The organism is Cellulomonas sp. McL0606 (genome assembly GCF_058248365.1).
Genome location: NZ_CM177779.1, coordinates 3,962,060 through 3,977,913 on the forward strand (window position 1 = coordinate 3,962,060; position 15,854 = coordinate 3,977,913).

16 protein-coding genes, 1 tRNA gene and 2 pseudogenes are annotated in these 15,854 nt (G+C 72.5%); 9 read left to right on the forward strand and 10 right to left on the reverse strand.

What is annotated here, in order from left to right:
• Nucleotides 1-115: 115 nt before the first annotated feature.
• From AC38ZX_RS20300 to AC38ZX_RS20320, 5 genes are all read left to right on the forward strand, one after another.
• Complete coding sequence (locus AC38ZX_RS20300; protein WP_491295686.1) at nucleotides 116-511, forward strand: DUF6069 family protein; 396 nt, start codon at nucleotides 116-118, stop codon at nucleotides 509-511.
• Nucleotides 512-834: 323 nt separating this feature from the next.
• Nucleotides 835-3,288: a glycoside hydrolase family 94 protein gene (locus tag AC38ZX_RS20305; RefSeq protein ID WP_491295687.1), complete on the forward strand. Its 2,454-nt coding sequence runs from the start codon at nucleotides 835-837 to the stop codon at nucleotides 3,286-3,288.
• Between the two features lie 112 nt (nucleotides 3,289-3,400).
• Nucleotides 3,401-3,472, forward strand: a tRNA-Gly gene (locus tag AC38ZX_RS20310).
• Between the two features lie 128 nt (nucleotides 3,473-3,600).
• On the forward strand, nucleotides 3,601-6,882 hold the full coding sequence (locus AC38ZX_RS20315; RefSeq protein ID WP_491295688.1) for a S8 family serine peptidase: 3,282 nt from the start codon (nucleotides 3,601-3,603) through the stop codon (nucleotides 6,880-6,882).
• A complete protein-coding gene (locus tag AC38ZX_RS20320) occupies nucleotides 6,812-7,813 on the forward strand; it encodes a hypothetical protein (RefSeq protein WP_491295689.1) in 1,002 nt (333 codons plus the stop codon). The genes AC38ZX_RS20315 and AC38ZX_RS20320 overlap by 71 nt, the downstream gene beginning before the upstream one ends.
• 373 nt (nucleotides 7,814-8,186) lie before the next feature.
• On the opposite strand, the gene AC38ZX_RS20325 is transcribed toward AC38ZX_RS20320, so the two are convergent.
• Nucleotides 8,187-8,789, reverse strand: coding sequence for a GNAT family N-acetyltransferase (locus tag AC38ZX_RS20325; protein WP_491295690.1), 603 nt, complete (start codon nucleotides 8,787-8,789; stop codon nucleotides 8,187-8,189).
• A gap of 56 nt (nucleotides 8,790-8,845) precedes the next feature.
• Here AC38ZX_RS20325 and AC38ZX_RS20330 point away from each other — a divergent pair.
• Nucleotides 8,846-9,061 (forward strand): annotated as a pseudogene (locus AC38ZX_RS20330) (trehalase-like domain-containing protein); the annotation flags it as partial.
• 287 nt (nucleotides 9,062-9,348) lie between these two features.
• Here AC38ZX_RS20330 and AC38ZX_RS20335 read toward each other — a convergent pair.
• Nucleotides 9,349-9,573 carry a hypothetical protein gene (locus tag AC38ZX_RS20335; RefSeq protein WP_491295691.1) on the reverse strand — a complete coding sequence of 75 codons (225 nt, stop codon included), beginning with the start codon at nucleotides 9,571-9,573 and terminating at the stop codon, nucleotides 9,349-9,351.
• A gap of 88 nt (nucleotides 9,574-9,661) precedes the next feature.
• Here AC38ZX_RS20335 and AC38ZX_RS20340 point away from each other — a divergent pair.
• Nucleotides 9,662-10,090, forward strand: a pseudogene (locus AC38ZX_RS20340) (glycoside hydrolase family 15 protein); the annotation flags it as partial.
• A gap of 74 nt (nucleotides 10,091-10,164) precedes the next feature.
• Entirely contained in the window at nucleotides 10,165-10,761 is a 597-nt protein-coding gene (locus tag AC38ZX_RS20345) for a glycoside hydrolase family 15 protein (RefSeq protein WP_491295692.1), read from the forward strand.
• A gap of 53 nt (nucleotides 10,762-10,814) precedes the next feature.
• On the opposite strand, the gene AC38ZX_RS20350 is transcribed toward AC38ZX_RS20345, so the two are convergent.
• Together AC38ZX_RS20350 and AC38ZX_RS20355 are read right to left on the reverse strand one after the other, a co-directional pair.
• Complete coding sequence (locus tag AC38ZX_RS20350) at nucleotides 10,815-11,018, reverse strand: hypothetical protein (RefSeq protein WP_491295693.1); 204 nt, start codon at nucleotides 11,016-11,018, stop codon at nucleotides 10,815-10,817.
• Nucleotides 11,015-11,839 carry an MFS transporter gene (locus AC38ZX_RS20355; protein WP_491295695.1) on the reverse strand — a complete coding sequence of 275 codons (825 nt, stop codon included), beginning with the start codon at nucleotides 11,837-11,839 and terminating at the stop codon, nucleotides 11,015-11,017. The genes AC38ZX_RS20350 and AC38ZX_RS20355 overlap by 4 nt, the downstream gene beginning before the upstream one ends.
• 199 nt (nucleotides 11,840-12,038) lie before the next feature.
• Between AC38ZX_RS20355 and AC38ZX_RS20360 the strand changes: the two genes are divergently transcribed.
• Nucleotides 12,039-12,713, forward strand: coding sequence for an alpha/beta fold hydrolase (locus AC38ZX_RS20360; protein ID WP_491295696.1), 675 nt, complete (start codon nucleotides 12,039-12,041; stop codon nucleotides 12,711-12,713).
• 26 nt (nucleotides 12,714-12,739) lie between these two features.
• Here the strand turns inward: AC38ZX_RS20360 and AC38ZX_RS20365 are convergent, their stop codons facing one another.
• From AC38ZX_RS20365 to AC38ZX_RS20390, 6 genes are read right to left on the reverse strand one after another with little or no spacing between them, the layout of a single operon-like run.
• Nucleotides 12,740-13,762: an NADPH:quinone reductase gene (locus AC38ZX_RS20365; RefSeq protein ID WP_491295697.1), complete on the reverse strand. Its 1,023-nt coding sequence runs from the start codon at nucleotides 13,760-13,762 to the stop codon at nucleotides 12,740-12,742.
• A gap of 30 nt (nucleotides 13,763-13,792) precedes the next feature.
• Entirely contained in the window at nucleotides 13,793-14,164 is a 372-nt protein-coding gene (locus AC38ZX_RS20370) for a nuclear transport factor 2 family protein (protein ID WP_426593587.1), read from the reverse strand.
• On the reverse strand, nucleotides 14,146-14,769 hold the full coding sequence (locus tag AC38ZX_RS20375; RefSeq protein WP_491295698.1) for a hypothetical protein: 624 nt from the start codon (nucleotides 14,767-14,769) through the stop codon (nucleotides 14,146-14,148). Before AC38ZX_RS20375 ends, AC38ZX_RS20370 begins: the two co-directional genes overlap by 19 nt.
• A complete protein-coding gene (locus AC38ZX_RS20380; protein WP_491295699.1) occupies nucleotides 14,766-15,299 on the reverse strand; it encodes a DUF6286 domain-containing protein in 534 nt (177 codons plus the stop codon). The genes AC38ZX_RS20375 and AC38ZX_RS20380 overlap by 4 nt, the downstream gene beginning before the upstream one ends.
• Nucleotides 15,296-15,682, reverse strand: a complete 387-nt coding sequence (locus tag AC38ZX_RS20385) for an Asp23/Gls24 family envelope stress response protein (protein ID WP_491295700.1) — start codon at nucleotides 15,680-15,682, stop codon at nucleotides 15,296-15,298. Before AC38ZX_RS20385 ends, AC38ZX_RS20380 begins: the two co-directional genes overlap by 4 nt.
• Nucleotides 15,675-15,854, reverse strand: coding sequence for a DUF2273 domain-containing protein (locus tag AC38ZX_RS20390; protein WP_426593591.1), 180 nt, complete (start codon nucleotides 15,852-15,854; stop codon nucleotides 15,675-15,677). The genes AC38ZX_RS20385 and AC38ZX_RS20390 overlap by 8 nt, the downstream gene beginning before the upstream one ends.

Here is a 15,854-nt window from a genome sequence, read left to right on the forward strand (position 1 = left end):
GGGGGTCGGGGCGTCGATGGGCCCGTCGTCGCCAGCCGTCCGCCCGAGGCGTCGGAGGCCATGGCGGCGGGAGGTTTCCAGGGTCCTCACCAACCCTCACCAACCGGAGCACGCCATGACCGCCATCGCCGTCCCCACCGTCACCGCCCGACGCGTCCCCGTCTGGTCGGTCGTCGTCGCAGCCCTGCTCGCTGCTCTCGTCGTCTGGGTCCTGGCCGACCCGGTCGCCGGCGTCGCGCTCGCCGCCGGCGACCCGCCCGTCGACATCGGCCCGGCCGCCGTCGCGATCGTCTCGGTCCTCGCCGCGCTGGCCGCCTGGGGCGTGCGTTCGCTGTTCTTCCGGCAACGCCGCACCGGCTGGTTCGTGGTCTGCGGAGCCGTCCTGGTGGTGTCGCTCCTGGGCCCCCTGGGCGCAGGGTCCGGGGCGGCAGTGCTCTGGCTCGCCCTGATGCACGTGGCGGTCGCGGCGGTCGTCGTCCCCGGCCTGGCTCCTCGGCGGCCGGCCGCCTGAGCCACTGCTCGGGACCGCCGTCGTCGCGCCGGGACGCGACGTCCCCGACGACCGAACCCGCCGACCGGACGGCGCCCGTTTCTGGCGCGGTACAAACGGCGGTCGCCCGAAGCTCGCCCGGTGTTCGTCGACGGTGGGCGCTCGTTGGTCGTCGCGAAGGCCGTTGCTCGCGACCGTTCCGTGCCGGCGTCGAAGCGGTTATGCTCGCGGCCGGGAGATGCATGGGAGCGCTCCCGCACACGATTGCTGACAGCGCCCTGTCGGGCTCACCGCGATGACGCGGCCGGCAGGGCACGCCAGCCGAGCACCAAGGGAACACGTCCATGCGGTACGGCCACTTCGACGACGACGCACGTGAGTACGTCATCACCACGCCCCACACGCCGTACCCGTGGATCAACTATCTCGGCTCCGAGCAGTTCTTCTCGCTGGTCTCGCACCAGGCCGGGGGCTACTCGTTCTACCGCGACGCCAAGATGCGGCGCCTCACGCGGTACCGCTACAACAACATCCCCGCCGACGCGGGCGGCCGGTATCTGTACGTGAACGACGGCGGAGACGTCTGGACGCCGTCGTGGCTGCCGGTCAAGGCGGACCTGGACCATTTCGAGGCGGCCCATGGCCTCGGCTACACGCGGATCACCGGCGAGCGCGGCGGCCTGTCGGTCGAGACCCTGCTGTTCGTCCCGCTCGGCGAGACCGCCGAGATCCAGCGGGTCACGGTCACCAACACGTCGTCGGCCCCCAAGCAGGTCCAGCTCTTCTCCTTCGTCGAGTTCTGCCTCTGGAACGCGCAGGACGACCAGACCAACTACCAGCGCAACCTGTCGATCGGCGAGGTGGTGGTCGAGCAGGAGGGCCCGTTCGGGTCGGCGATCTTCCACACCACCGAGTACCGCGAGCGCCGCGACCACTACGCCGTGTTCGGCGTGAACACCCGCGCCAGCGGTTTCGACACCGACCGCGACACGTTCGTCGGCGCCTACAACGGCCTGGGCGAGGCGGCGGTCCCGCGCGCCGGAAGATCGGCGAACTCGGTCGCGTCCGGCTGGTACCCGATCGGCTCGCACCAGGTCGACGTGGTGCTGGAGCCCGGCGAGTCCCGGACGCTCACCTACGTCCTCGGCTACGTCGAGAACGAGGACAAGTGGGCCGACGACGAGCACCAGGTGATCAACAAGGAGCGGGCGCACGCCCTGCTCGGACGCTTCGCGACGACCGAGCAGACCGACGACGCCTTCGTCGCGCTGAAGGACCACTGGCGCAAGCTGCTCAGCACGTACTCCGTCACCAGCAGCGACGAGAAGCTGGACCGGATGGTCAACGTCTGGAACCAGTACCAGTGCATGGTCACGTTCAACATGTCCCGCTCGGCGTCGTTCTTCGAGACCGGGATCGGCCGCGGCATGGGCTTCCGTGACTCCAACCAGGACCTGCTCGGCTTCGTGCACCTCGTCCCGGAGCGGGCCCGCGAGCGCATCCTCGACATCGCGGCCACCCAGTTCCCGGACGGCTCCGCGTACCACCAGTACCAGCCGCTCACCAAGCGCGGGAACGACGACATCGGCTCCGGGTTCAACGACGACCCGCTGTGGCTGATCGCCGGCGTCGCGGCCTACGTCAAGGAGACGGGCGACGACTCGCTCCTCGACGAGCTCGTCCCGTTCGACAATCTCCAGGGCTCCGAGGTGACCCTGTTCGAGCACCTGACCAGGTCGTTCGAGTTCACCGTCAACCACCGCGGCCCGCACGGCCTGCCGCTCATCGGCCGGGCCGACTGGAACGACTGCCTGAACCTCAACTGCTTCTCGACCACCCCCGGCGAGTCCTTCCAGACCACCGAGAACCAGGCCGGCGGCGTCGCGGAGTCGGTGTTCATCGCCGCCCAGTTCGTGCTCTATGGCGCCGAGTACGCGGCCCTGGCCGACCGGCGGGGCCTGACCGAGGTGGCCTCGCAGGCGCGCAAGGTCGTCGACGAGGTCCGTCAGGCCACCCTCGACCACGGCTGGGACGGCGACTGGTTCCTGCGGGCCTACGACTACTACGGCAACCCCGTCGGCACCGCCGCGGACACCGAGGGCCGCATCTGGATCGAGCCGCAGGGCTTCGCGATCATGGCCGGGATCGGTGTCGAGGACGGCCGGGCGCTGCGGGCGCTCGACTCCGTCGAGGAGCACCTGGCCACGCCCCACGGCATGGTCCTGCAGAGCCCCGCGTACACGACCTACCGCGTGGAGCTGGGCGAGGTGTCGACCTACCCGCCCGGCTACAAGGAGAACGGCGGCATCTTCTGCCACAACAACCCGTGGGTCATCATCGCCGAGACGATGGTCGGCCGCGGCGACCGCGCGTTCGACCACTACAAGCGGATCACCCCGGCGTACCGCGAGGACATCTCCGACGTGCACCGCACCGAGCCGTACGTGTACGCGCAGATGATCGCCGGCAAGGAGGCCGTCCGGCACGGCGAGGCGAAGAACTCGTGGCTGACCGGCACGGCGGCCTGGAACTTCGTCGCGGTGTCCCAGCACCTGCTCGGCGTCCGGCCCGACTACGACGGGCTGATCGTCGACCCCCAGATCGGCTCGGAGGTCCCGTCCTTCACCGTCACTCGCGTGGCACGCCGGGCGACCTACGAGATCCACGTGACCACCGGCCCGGTGGTGGGAGTCAGCGTCGACGGCGTCCCGCTCGACGGGCACCTGGTCCCCTACGCCCCGGCCGGCTCGACCGTCCGGGTGGACGTGACCGTCTCGAACGGCGTCGAGGTCGCCTGACGCACCGGTCCGCGTGAGGCCCGGAAACGGCGGCATCCGGACAGGACGGGACGGCTTTCGCCTCACCCGATGGCTCCGGGTATGCTGTCCCGGCCGATGCACGACCGGCCACGCGGGTGTAGTTCAGTGGCAGAACTTCAGCTTCCCCAAGCTGATAGCGCGAGTTCGATTCTCGTCACCCGCTCCGACTGTTTCGTGGCCCGACGGTTCACCCGTTCGGGGCCCGAACCTCGACGCCTGCGCCGCTACGCTGTGGATCCCCGGTGGCGCCGACCCAGGTCTCGCGGGTTCACCCGAGCGTGAAGGGCACACGTGAGGACGCTCGCCCGGCTCGCGGCCGCCGCCGCCTCGATCGCCGTCGTGACCGCCGGAATGGTCGTCCAGGGTCCCCCGGCACTGGCTGCGCGGCCGGTCCCCGCACCGGTCACAGCAGCGCCGAGCGATCCCCACGACCCGACCGACCGACCGCGGCCGCACGATCGCGGTCCGCTCGAGACGCTGCCCCAGCCGAAGGCCACCGAGGCAGCCCCCGCCGACCACGTGCTTGTGAAGTTCGCCGCTCGGACGTCCGGCGCGCAGCAGCGCTCCACGCTCTCCGCCGCCGGGGTGTCCGGGCCCGACGCCGTCCCCGGCACCTCCTACGTCAAGGTGGCCGTGGGGGACGAGTCGCCGGCCGCCGTCGTCGCGCGGCTCCGTCAGGACCCGCAGGTGGCGGACGTGCAGCTGGACCACAGGCGCACCGCGCTCGCCTGGACCGACGACCCCGACATCGAGTGGGCGTGGCCGTACCTGGACACGCTGCGCCTGCCCCGGGCCTGGGACTCCGCGACCGGCGCAGGGACCGTGGTGGCCGTGCTGGACACCGGCGTCACCGCCGCGAACGACGACCTGGCCGGTCAGGTGCTCACCGGCACCGACCTGGTCGACGGCGACGCGGACCCTGCGGACCCCGAGGGCCACGGCACGCTCGTCGCCGGCATCATCGCCGCCAAGGCCGACAACCAGGCCGGTTCGGTCGGCACCGCCTACGGCGCCAAGATCCTCCCCGTCCGGGTGCTCGACCAGAACGGCGAGGGCGACGACTCGACGATCGCCGCCGGCATCGCGTGGGCGGTCACTCATGGCGCACGGGTGGTGAGCCTCTCACTCGGCGGCCCCGACCCGGCGCCCGTGCTGCTGCAGGCGATCGAGGCCGCGGTCGCAGCAGGCGTCGTCGTGGTCGCCGCGGCGGGCAACGACGGGACCGAGAGCGCCGTGTACCCGGCGGCGTACGCGCCCCAGGTGGCCGGGTTCGTCAGCGTCTCGTCGACCGACGAGGACGGGGCGCTCCTGCCGTCGTCGAGCTGGGGCGACTCGGTCAGCCTCGCCGCCCCGGGCGACCAGATCATCGGCCCCGGCACCAGCGCCGGGTCCTTCGTCTCGGGCACCGGCACGTCGTTCTCCGCCGCGATCGTCAGCGGCGTCGCGGCCCTGGTCCGCTCGCACGCCGGTGCGTTGACGCCGGCACAGGTCGAGCAGCGGCTCGAGTCCACCGCACGGGACGCCGGGCCGCGAGGCGTCGACCCGTACTACGGCGCGGGCGTCGTCGACGCCGCGGCGGCCGTCACGGTCGGCGACCCCGTGCCCGCCGCCACCGGCATCGCCCTCGACGAGGCGCCCGGCGATGCCGGCACGTCCGACGACACGCGCGCCCGGGCCCAGGTCACCGACGGCACGGAGGCCGACGGCACGATCTCGCCCGAGGGAGACGTCGACTGGTATCGCTACACGGCGCCGACCGCCGGCTGGTACACGGTCTACGTCCACGACGCGAACCTGTACCAGGTGCCTGATCCGCTCGATCTCACCCTCGAGGTCCGCGACGACACCGGACACGTCCTGTCCTCCGGGAACCTGCAGCCCGGAGGATCCGCCGAGTCCGTGACGGTCCCGATGCCCGTGGGCGGGCACCAGCTGTTCGTCGCGGTCCGGAACGCCAACGGGACGGCTCAGCACGATCGGACGTACGTGCTGAGCGTGGGGCCCACGACCATGCCGTCGTTCACCGGCACGCGGCACCCGTCCGCGCAGGCGTACCAAGCCCTGGCGGTCGGTGACGTGACCGGGGACGGGCGTCCGGACGTGGTGGCCGTGCACGGCGTCGACCTCCAGATCGTCCCCGATACACCCTCGGGCGTGCTCGGGGACCCGACGATCCTGCCGGTGCCGGGCGGCGTGACCGCCGACGGTGACGTCGCGGTGGCGGACCTCGACGGCGACGGCGACCAGGACGTCGCCGTGACGACGTCGGTGGGGGTGCAGCTGTTCGTGCAGAGCGGCGGTCAGCTCACCGCAGGCGCGACCCTGCCGATCGCGAGCGGCGGGTTGCAGGTCGTGGCGGGCGACATCGACGGCGACGGCCGGACGGATCTGCTGGCCGACTCCTCCGCGAGTGTCGCGACCATCTACTTCGGCACCCCGGCCCACACGCTCGGTCCGGCGACGCCGACGGGCGCGGTCGTCGTCGGCTCCACCCTGGCCGACGTGAACGGCGACGGCCGCCTCGACATCGTCGGCACGGCCGGCTACTTCCTGCAGCAGCCCGACCACTCGTTCGGACCGCTGGTCGCGCTCACCGTGAGCGCCGACGCACCGGGGGGCGCCGCCAACTCGTGGTCCGGGGCTGTCAAGGTCGGCGACGTGACAGGAGACGGCCTCGTCGACGTCGTCCGCACGAACCTCTTCAACGTGTACGTGAGCGCGCAGCTGGCCGCGGGCGGCTTCGCTCCCGCGGTCGCTGTCTACGCATGGCAGCTGCCGGGCGCGCTGGCGCTCGACGACGTCGACCACGACGGACGCCTCGACGTGGTCACCGCGAACAACGGCTGGGATGCGGTGTCGACCCTGCTGCAGCAACCCGACGGGACGCTCGGCGCGCCGGTCCAGAGCACGTCGATCTCGTACCTCAGCTGGTACCCGGTGGACGGGCTGCAGATGGCCGACCTTGACGGCGACGGCTACGACGAAGCCGTCATGGCCGCCGGGTGGCTGTACACGTTGCACAGCAACACGCTGGCCGAGCCGCACCCGGCCGGCTGGGTCAAGGACCTCTCGCCCGCTCCACGAAGCACGGGCGTCGCGGTCCGCCCCACCCTGACCGTCGCGCTCGAGCAGGCGCTACCCGTCGACGCCGTCGTCGCCGGCACCGTCCGACTGGTGGACGGGACCACGGGCGCCGACGTCGCTCTGGCGGCGCCGACCGTGGACGCGGGCCGTACGTCCTTGAGCGTCACCCCCGCCGCCGACCTCGTCGCCGGTCACCAGTACGAGATGCTCGTGGCCTCGATCCCCGGCCCCGGCGGGACGGTGCAGGACGCGACCGTGCGCAGCCTGGTTCACCGTAGGGGTCGACGGGGACCGGTTCACCCCGCTGCCACCCGAGCGGATCATCGACACGCGCCTGCCGGGCGCCGGCGGACCGCTGGTCCCGGGCGAGCCCGCGACCCTGGACCTCTCGGGTCTGCCTGCGGACGCCAGTGCCATCGTGCTGAACCTGACCGCGGTGAATCCTCGGGGCAACGGCTACCTGTCGGTGTACCCGACGCCCACCGGTAGCGATCCGCCGCCGCTGGTGTCGAACGTCAACTTCGTCACCGGGATCGACCAGCCCAACCTCGTCACGGTTCGCATCAGTGCGGACCGGACGATCGACGTGGCCTCCGCGTTCGCGCCTGCCGACGTCATCGCGGACGTCGCCGGCTACTACAGCGCTGGCGGTGCCGCCGCCTACCAACCGCTCGTGCCGGCGCGGGTCCTGGACACCCGGCTCGGCATGGGCGCGCCCAAGGCACCGCTGACCGGCGGCCGATGGATCGATCTCGTGGTGGCGGGCCCCGGCACGAGCGTGCCCAGCGACGCCACGGCGATCGTGCTCAACGTGACCGGGACCGCGGTCAGCGGCAAGACGCACGTCCGCGTCTTCCCCACTCCCGGCGCCGTCGAGGACCAGACGCCGCCGGTCATCTCCAACCTGAACCTCTACCCCGGCCGCGACCAGGCGAACCTGGTCACCGTCGCCATCGGCGAAGGCGGCCGGGTGCGCCTGTGGCTCTACGCGGCGCAGGCCCAGCTGGTGGCCGACGTGGCCGGCTACTACACCGCCACGGGCGCCAACGGGTACGTCGCCCTCGCGCCGGGGCGCCTGATCGACACCCGGTCGCACCTGGGTCTCACCCACAGCGACCCCGGTGCCCCCGCCACCGCCCGGGTCGCCGGAGCGCGCGTGGGCGGCCAGCTCATCCCGGACGACGCGACGGCAGCCGTGCTCAACCTCACCGGCGCCAACCCTCGCTCCGACACCCATGTGCGGGCCTTCCCGGCATCCACGGGGGCCATGCCGCTCGTGTCCAACCTCAACCTGGTGACCGGCCGCAACGAGGCCAACCTCGCGGTGGTCCGGATCGGGGACGACGGCGCCGTCACGTTCTACAGCCACGTCGCCCCGACGGACCTCGTCGTCGACGTCTCGGGATACTTCCGCGACTGACCCGCTCGGGGCTCCCGACGAGTTCGACCCACTGTCGTCGCGACGGCCGCCCTCGCGGCATCGGTCAGCGAGACCGATGCGCCGTCGGCCGACACCCACGCCACGTTTGCTCCGGCCGTCGCTACCGCGCACGGGTTGTCGGCGGCCATCCCCTCGGACGCACCTCATCTGACACCGCGACCTCGGGCTGAGGGCGCAGGGCCGCGCCTCACCCTCCTGACGCGCGGCCCTGCGACGTCGGGGTCAGGATGCACCCGTCACACGTCATGCGTCAACGACATCGTGACGACCGTAACTCCGGACATTCGCGACACGCTGGAGCCTGCGGCCGCTGCGGTCTTCAGTCGCTCCGGTCGTGTTCCGTCGACGGTCGCTACAGATCGAGGGTGAGCAGCCGCGCGCCGCCGCTGGGACCGGCGTCCTGGAACCCGATGCGGTCGTAGAACGCGATCCCGCCCTCGTTGCGGGCGTCGACGCCGAGGTGCAGACCGGGGACGCCGCGATCGCGCAGGGCGTCGCCCAACGTCTCGATCAGCCGGCGGCCGAGGCCACGGCGCTGCAGCCGCGGCAGCAGGTCGATGTGCATGTGCGCGGGATGCGTGTGGAAGACCGCCTTGTCGGCGGGGACGAACTCGTGGATCTGGCGGATCAGCTCGCGGTCCCGGGTGCCGTTGCGCGGGTCGCCGACGAGGGGGTGCTGCGCGCGCAGGACCGGGAACCACGAGGTGTCGAGCCATCGCTCGAACCGGTAGGAGTCCGCGGTCGCGACGACGTAGCCCCCCACACCGAGATCGTCGACGACGACGAACGTCAGCCCGGGGTCCGCGATCGGGTACGGGCCCGCGTAGAGGTGTCCGAGCAGGTCGGGGTTCCGATACAGGTCCGTGGCGTCGGCGCTGGCGTCGCCGGTCAGGAGGCAGACGCGGTAGAGCGCGGCCAGGTCGGACGCGTGGAAGGGTCGGATCGTTACCGGCATGTGACGACTTTGCCATCTCTACTGACAACGCCGCTCGACAGGACCACGCTGAGGTGATGACCCCGGTCATCGACACCCAGCCCGAGACGCACCGCACGCCGTTCCCGCCGATCGCGAGCTACGCGTTCCTCTCCGACTGCGAGTCCAACTGCCTCATCTCGCCCGCGGGCGCGGTCGAGTGGATGTGCGTCCCGCGGCCCGACTCACCGAGCGTCTTCGCGAGCATCCTCGACCGTGGAGCCGGGTCGTTCCGCGTGGGTCCGCACGGCACCCGGGTGCCGTCGGCACGCCGTTACCTGCCCGGCACCCTGGTGCTGGAGACGACCTGGCAGACGCCGACCGGCTGGCTCGTGGTGCGCGACGCGATGGTGATGGGTCCGTGGCACAACCAGGACGAGCGCTCCGCCACCCACCGCCGGACGCCCACCGACGACGACGCCGAGCACATCCTGCTGCGCACCGTCACCTGCATCAGCGGCACGGTCGACCTCCAGGTCGAGTGCGACCCGTCCCCCGACTACGGCCGCGCCGAGACGCGCTGGGAGTATGACGACGCGGGCTACAACGCCATCCACGCGGAGTCGGACAGCGGCCCGACGCTTCGTCTGACCAGCAGCCTGCGACTCGGCATCGACGGCCGGACGGCGTCGGCGCGCACGCGCATGGTCAACGGGGACAAGGCGTTCATCGCCCTGTCCTGGTCGCCGCTGCCGGCGCCGACCACGTGGGAGGCCGCCGCCGACCAGCTGTGGCGGACGCAGGAGTTCTGGCGCGAGTGGATCACGCAGGGCGTCTTCCCGGACCACCCCTGGCGCACCTATCTGCAGCGCAGCGCCCTCACGCTCAAGGGCCTGACGTACGCGCCGACGGGCGCACTGCTGGCGGCGGCCACGACGTCGCTGCCCGAGACCCCCGGCGGCGAGCGCAACTGGGACTACCGCTACGCCTGGATCCGCGACAGCACGTTCGCGCTCTGGGGCCTGTACACGCTCGGCCTGGACCGCGAGGCCAACGACTTCTTCGCGTTCATCCACGACGTCTGCCGCGACAACAAGGACCTGCAGATCATGTACGGGGTGGGCGGCGAGGAGAGCTTCGAGGAGTTCGAGCTGGGCCACCTGTCCGGTTACGAGGGTGCCCAGCCTGTGCGCATCGGGAACGCCGCCTACGACCAGCAGCAGCACGACGTCTGGGGCGCGGTGCTCGACTCCGTCTACCTGCACACCCGCTCGCGCGAGCAGCTGCCCGAGTCGCTCTGGCCCGTGCTCAAGCGTCAGGTCGAGGCCGCGATCAAGCACTGGCACGAGCCCGACCGCGGCATCTGGGAGGTCCGCGGCGAACCCCAGCACTTCGTCTCGAGCAGCTCACGTGCTGGGTGGCGCTGGACCGCGGCGCCCGGCTGGCCCGCATGCACGACGAGATGGACTTCGCGGAGCAGTGGAGCAAGCTGGCGGCCGAGATCCACTCCGACATCTGCGCCAACGGCGTCGACGAGCGGGGGGTCTTCGTGCAGCGGTACGGATCCGGCGCGCTGGACGCATCGCTCCTGCTCGTCCCGCTGCTGCGGTTCCTGCCGGCCGACGACCCGCGAGTCCGCGCCACGGTCCTGGCCATCGCCGACGAGCTCACCACCGACGGTCTGGTGCTGCGCTACCGCGTCGAGGAGACCGACGACGGGCTGTCCGGCGAGGAGGGCGCCTTCACCATCTGCTCGTTCTGGCTGGTGTCCGCCCTGGTCGAGATCGGCGAGCTCGAACGGGGCCGCGCCCTCTGCGAGCGCCTGCTCTCCTACGCCAGCACCCTCAACCTGTATGCGGAGGAGATCGACCCGCGATCCGGCCGGCACCTGGGCAACTTCCCGCAGGCGTTCACGCACCTGGCGCTGATCAACGCGGTCGTCCACGTGATCCGCGCCGAGGAGACCGCAGGCCACGACGGCGTGCACTTCGAGCCCCCCAACCGCGGCGGCTGAGCACAGGAAGCGGCCCCAGCCGGTGGCGAGGCCGCTTCCGTCTTGCGCCGGTGTCAGCCTCGCGGGGCGAACCTCGCCGCGACGAGAGCCCCGACCACGGCAAGGGCGCCCGCACCGACGAACACCGCCGCGAACCCTGAGGTCAGCGCCTGCGGGACAGCGGTGCCGGCATCCACGAGGGACGACGTCCGGGTCGCGGCGAGCGTCGACAGGACCGCGATCCCCAGCGCTCCGCCGATCTGCTGGCTCGTGTTCACCAGACCTCCGGCCAGCCCCGACTCCCCGTCCGTGGAGCCGTGCAGCGCGAGCTGGGTTCCCGTGATGAACGCTCCGCCGAGCCCGGCACCGACGAGCACCGACGGGCCGAGGAGGTCGACGAGCAGGGTGGCGTCGACCTCGCAGCCGCGAACCAGACGAGCCCGGCGGCGAGCATCACCAGCGAGCCGACGAGGGTCCGGCGCAGGTCGAACCGGCCGACGACGCCCGGCACGACGCCGGCCACGACCACGAGCACCCCGGCCAGCGGGAGCTGGCTGAGCCCGGCGGTGAGGGCGTCGTACCCCAGCACGGACTGCATGTAGACCGACAGAGCGGAGAAGAGTGCCGTCGTGGCCGCACCGACCAGGAAGATCACGACGTTCCCGACGGTCAGCGACCGGTCCTCGAACACCTCGAACGGCACGAGCGGTGAGTCCGAGCGCTTCTCGACGAGGACGAACCCCGCCAGCAGGCCGAGCGCCGCCGCCACGAGCCCGAGGGTCAGCGGGCTGGCGAAGCCCAGTTGCTGCCCGGCGGACAGGGCGGCGACGAGAGCGACGAGCCCGCTGGTGATCAGCGTGGCGCCGGGGACGTCGAGCTTTCCGGCAGCGGCCCGCCGGTCCCGGTTGACCAGGAAGGGCAGGGCGACCAGCACGGCGACGCCGACGGGCGCGTTCACGAAGAAGACCGCTTCCCAGCCCAGCGAGCCGGTGAGCACGCCGCCCAGCGGGATGCCTGCGGCGCTCCCGATCCCGGCAACCGCACCCCACACCCCGAGCGCCTTCGACCGGTCCCGTGCGGTGCTGAACAGCTGGGTCACCAGCGCCAGCGAGGCGGGGGCGAGCAGTGCGGCCGACGCCCCCTCCGCGCGCGGGCGCCCAGGAGCATCGCGCCGGAGGTGGCGAGCCCCGCCAGCATCGAGGCGCCGACGAAGCCTGCCGTGCCGGCCAGGAAGAGCCGGCGGTGGCCGAAGCGGTCGGCGAGCCTGCCTCCCAGCAGGAGCAGGCCCCCGGCGGCTGGTGCTGATCGACGGTCCGGGTCACGGCGCCAGCGGAGACCCGGGAAGGCCGTACACGCTCGAGGACTGCGCTGGTGCCGCGGCAGCCGTGCTCGACACGCTCGGCATCGACGAGCCGGTCGACTGGGTGGGGAACGCGTGGGGTGGGCATGTCGGCGTCATCTTCGCGGTCCGCTGGCCCGCACGGTGCCGATCCCTGGTCACCATCGGCGCCCCCGTCCAGGCCTTGAGCCGGGTCGAACGAGTGCGGACCTCGGCGCTGCTCGGCCTGCACCGGTTGATCGGGATGCGCGCCGTCGTGCGCGGTGCGGTCATCGGAACGCTGCTCTCTGCGCAGACCCGCGCGACCGACCCGGAGGCGGTCGGCATCGTTGCCGACTGTCTGACACAGGCAGAGCCGGTCGGGCTGCGCAACGCCATCGTGTCCATCTCGATGCGCCGCCCCGACCTGTCGCCATATCTGCGGCGCCTGTCGACACCCACGGCCTTCGTCGCCGGCGCCGAGCACCACGGTTGGACGGCCGATCAGGCGCACGCCGCCGCCCAGGTCGTCGCCCACGGAACTGCCGTCGTCATCGATGGAGCCGCCTACCTGGCTCCCCTCGAACAGCCCGAGGCTACGGTCGCCGTCATCCGCCAGCAGTGGGCCAGAGCGAGCGAGACCCTCGCCACCTGACGTCGGACCCCCCAGCCCGACAGGACTCAACCGGCGACGTCGATGAGCACCTTGCCCACGGTGCCCGCCTCGACCGCGTCGTGCGCGGCCGCGGTCTCGCCCAGCGCGAACCGGGTGATCGGCAGCCCGTGCTCGGCACCGACCCGCAGCGCACCGTCGGCCAGGGCGCCCGAGACGCCGAGGACCGCGTCCCGCTTGCGGTCGTCGGACACGGTGTAGGTCAGGACGAAGACCACCGCGACGTTCTTGGCCATCAGCGGCATGACCGGCAGCGTCACGACGTCGAGGTCCGCCGTGGCGTACGCGGCGATCGTGCCGTTCGCGGCCACGGCGCCCACGACAGAGGACGCGTTGCGTGCGACGTCCACGTCCACCACGACGTCCACGCCGCCCGGCACGAGCGCGCGCACGGCCGACGCCACATCCTGCGTGCGGTAGTTCACGACATGGTGCGCGCCCGCCGCGCGGGCCAGGTCGGCCTTCTCCGACGAGCTGACGGTGGTGACCACCTGCGCGCCGGCCCAGGCCGCGAGCTGGATCGCCGCGTGCCCCACCGCGCCCGCTCCCCCGGTGACCAGGACCCACCGGCCGTCGAGCGCTCCCGGGGCCAGCCGCGACGGACCCGCGGCGGCGGCGGTGAGCGCCTCGTGGGCGGTGAGCGCGGGGATGCCGAGCGAGGCCCCGGTGTCGAGCTTCTCCGACGCCGGCAGCGCCACGACGTGCGTGGCCGGCAGCGTCACCAGCTCCTGGGCGGTGCCCTCGACGCTCTGCCAGGCGACGTCCCACAGCCAGACCCGGTCCCCGGGCCGCAGCGTCGAGACGTTCGCGCCGACCGCGTCCACGACCCCGGCGCCGTCCTGGTTCGGGACCTTGGCGTCGTCGAGACGCGCGCCGTCCCCGCGACCCCGGCGGCCCTTCCAGTCGGTCGGGTTCACGCCCGAGACGGCGACCCGCACCCGGACCTCGTCGGCACCGGGCTCCCGTGGTGAGCGCTCGACCACCGTCAGGACGGAGGAGGGTCCTGTGCGGTCGTACACGACGGCCTTCATGGGGCCGAGCCTACGTACCGGTTCGCCGGTCTACCCGTCGTCCGAGACCGTGTACGCCTTGTCCGGCCAGTACGCCCACTCCTCGAAGACCTCGGCGCGGCCGTCGGGCGCGAACGTGATCACCCAGAGGTTCCGGTACTCGTGGTGCTCCTCGGGATAGCTGACGTCCACGCGCACGACGCCGACCGGGCCGTCCGCGGCCAGGACCGTCGCGGTCATCTCGAACAGGGCCGGGTCGGCCCAGAACCCCTTGATCGCGTCGAGCCCGTCCAGCGGCTCCGCGTACGGGGAGCGCATGTACCGGGCGTGCTCGGTGAACAGCCGGTTCAAGTCGCCGACGTCCTGCCCACGCCAGGCGCGCTCGTAGTGCTCGACCCAGCCGGTCACAGCGTCCTTACCCATGGCGGGGCTCCGTTCGGTTCGTCGGGGTCACTGCACGCGGGCGCGTTCCGGGGCCCGACGAAGCACCGACAGCCCACGCGCGAGGTCAGCTGCTCGTCGGGCAGGACGCGGGCGAGGTCGGCCAGCACGGCGTCGCACGACGCGATCACCGACACGAGGTCCGCGTCCGGGTAGACGGTCACCCGCAGCCGCACGACTCGCTGCTTCCGGTCCGTGAGCACGGCGCCGCGCGCGGACAGGACGCCGGGCTCGTCGGCCAGGATGTCGGCGGCGGTCGCGACGGCCGGACCGGGCAGGACCGTCAGCACGCCCGGGGAGACGCCCGCGGGGAGACGCAACGGTCCGACGCCGCGCCGGGGCAGGTGCGCGAGGAGCCACCACAGTCCGAGGACGACCAGGACGACCCCGGCCGTGACCGCGACGGCGACGAAGCTGTCGGAGCCGGTCACCTGCGACGAGTCCACCTGGACCGATCCGGGTACCGAGGGCCAGACGTCGGCCAGGAAACCTGCCTGCCAGCCGACCAGGGCCACGCCGAGGGCGATGAGCGCGAGTCCGAGCAGCAGCACGACCACCCGGTCGACCGCCAGCACCCCGCGCCTCATCGCAGACCCGCCACGTGGCGCGTGGAGACGTGGACCGCGACCGGCGTGGCCAACCGGGCCAGGCGCTGCTGCACGGCGGCGAGCACGTCGTCGTCGACGTCGTCGCCCTCCAGCGCGGTGACGCTCACCGACACCGACGTCCGGCGGGCCGACGAGTGCGCCGACAGCACGTAGGGGACGTCGGACGCGGCGCTGCTGGCCAGGCGGGCGAGGTCGGCGACGCCGATGGTCGCGCCGGGCACGTCGAGCGGCACCCGTGTCCGCACCCGGCGCCCGAGGGCGACGAGCACCAGCCAGAGGCCGATCAGCGCGACGACCACCCCCACCGCGGTCGAGGCTGTCGACGGCTCGATCCCGTCGGCGCCGTCGACCACGGGGATCAGCCAGGTGCTGCCCTCGACCTGCCCGCCGACCACCAGCGCGTCGCGGATCACGACCACGCCGAGCGCGGCGACCAGCAGCGCGAGCACCACGCCGAACCGGCCCACCCGACCGGCCCGGGTGGCCGCGGGGGCGGGTGCGAAGCTCATCGGACCCTCGGCGCCGCGACGGCCCGCGGCGGGCGCACGACGTCGCGCACGGTGACGGTGACCGCGTCGAGGTCCTGCGCGGCCTGTCGGACCAGCTCGCTGCCGACCGTCGTCTGCACCTCGCGCGCCACGTCGGCGGCCGACGACGGCCACACCAGCGCGATCTCCAGCGAGACGCGCGCGCGGCGGCCGAGCCGCTGCCACTCGACCTTCGGGTACGTCGGCGCGACGCCGGGCACGCCCAGCGCGACCTGGCCGGCGATCCGCTTCAGGGCGTGGTCGGTGATGGTCAGCGTGCCGCGCGGGGGCACCTCGATGACCTCCGTGACGTCGTCGGGGGCCGAGACGTCCGGTGAGACCGCCTGCGGGACGACCTCAGCCACGGCGCCGCCCGGAGACGACCCCGCTCAGGTCGAGGCGGCCGTCGAGCACGAGCGCGACGACGACGCCCACCCCGCCCAGGACGACGGCCAGCAGGAACATGGAGAACCCCCCGACGGCGGCGACGAGCGCGAGCAGGATGCCCGCGAACAGCCCGGTGGCGACAGACGACAT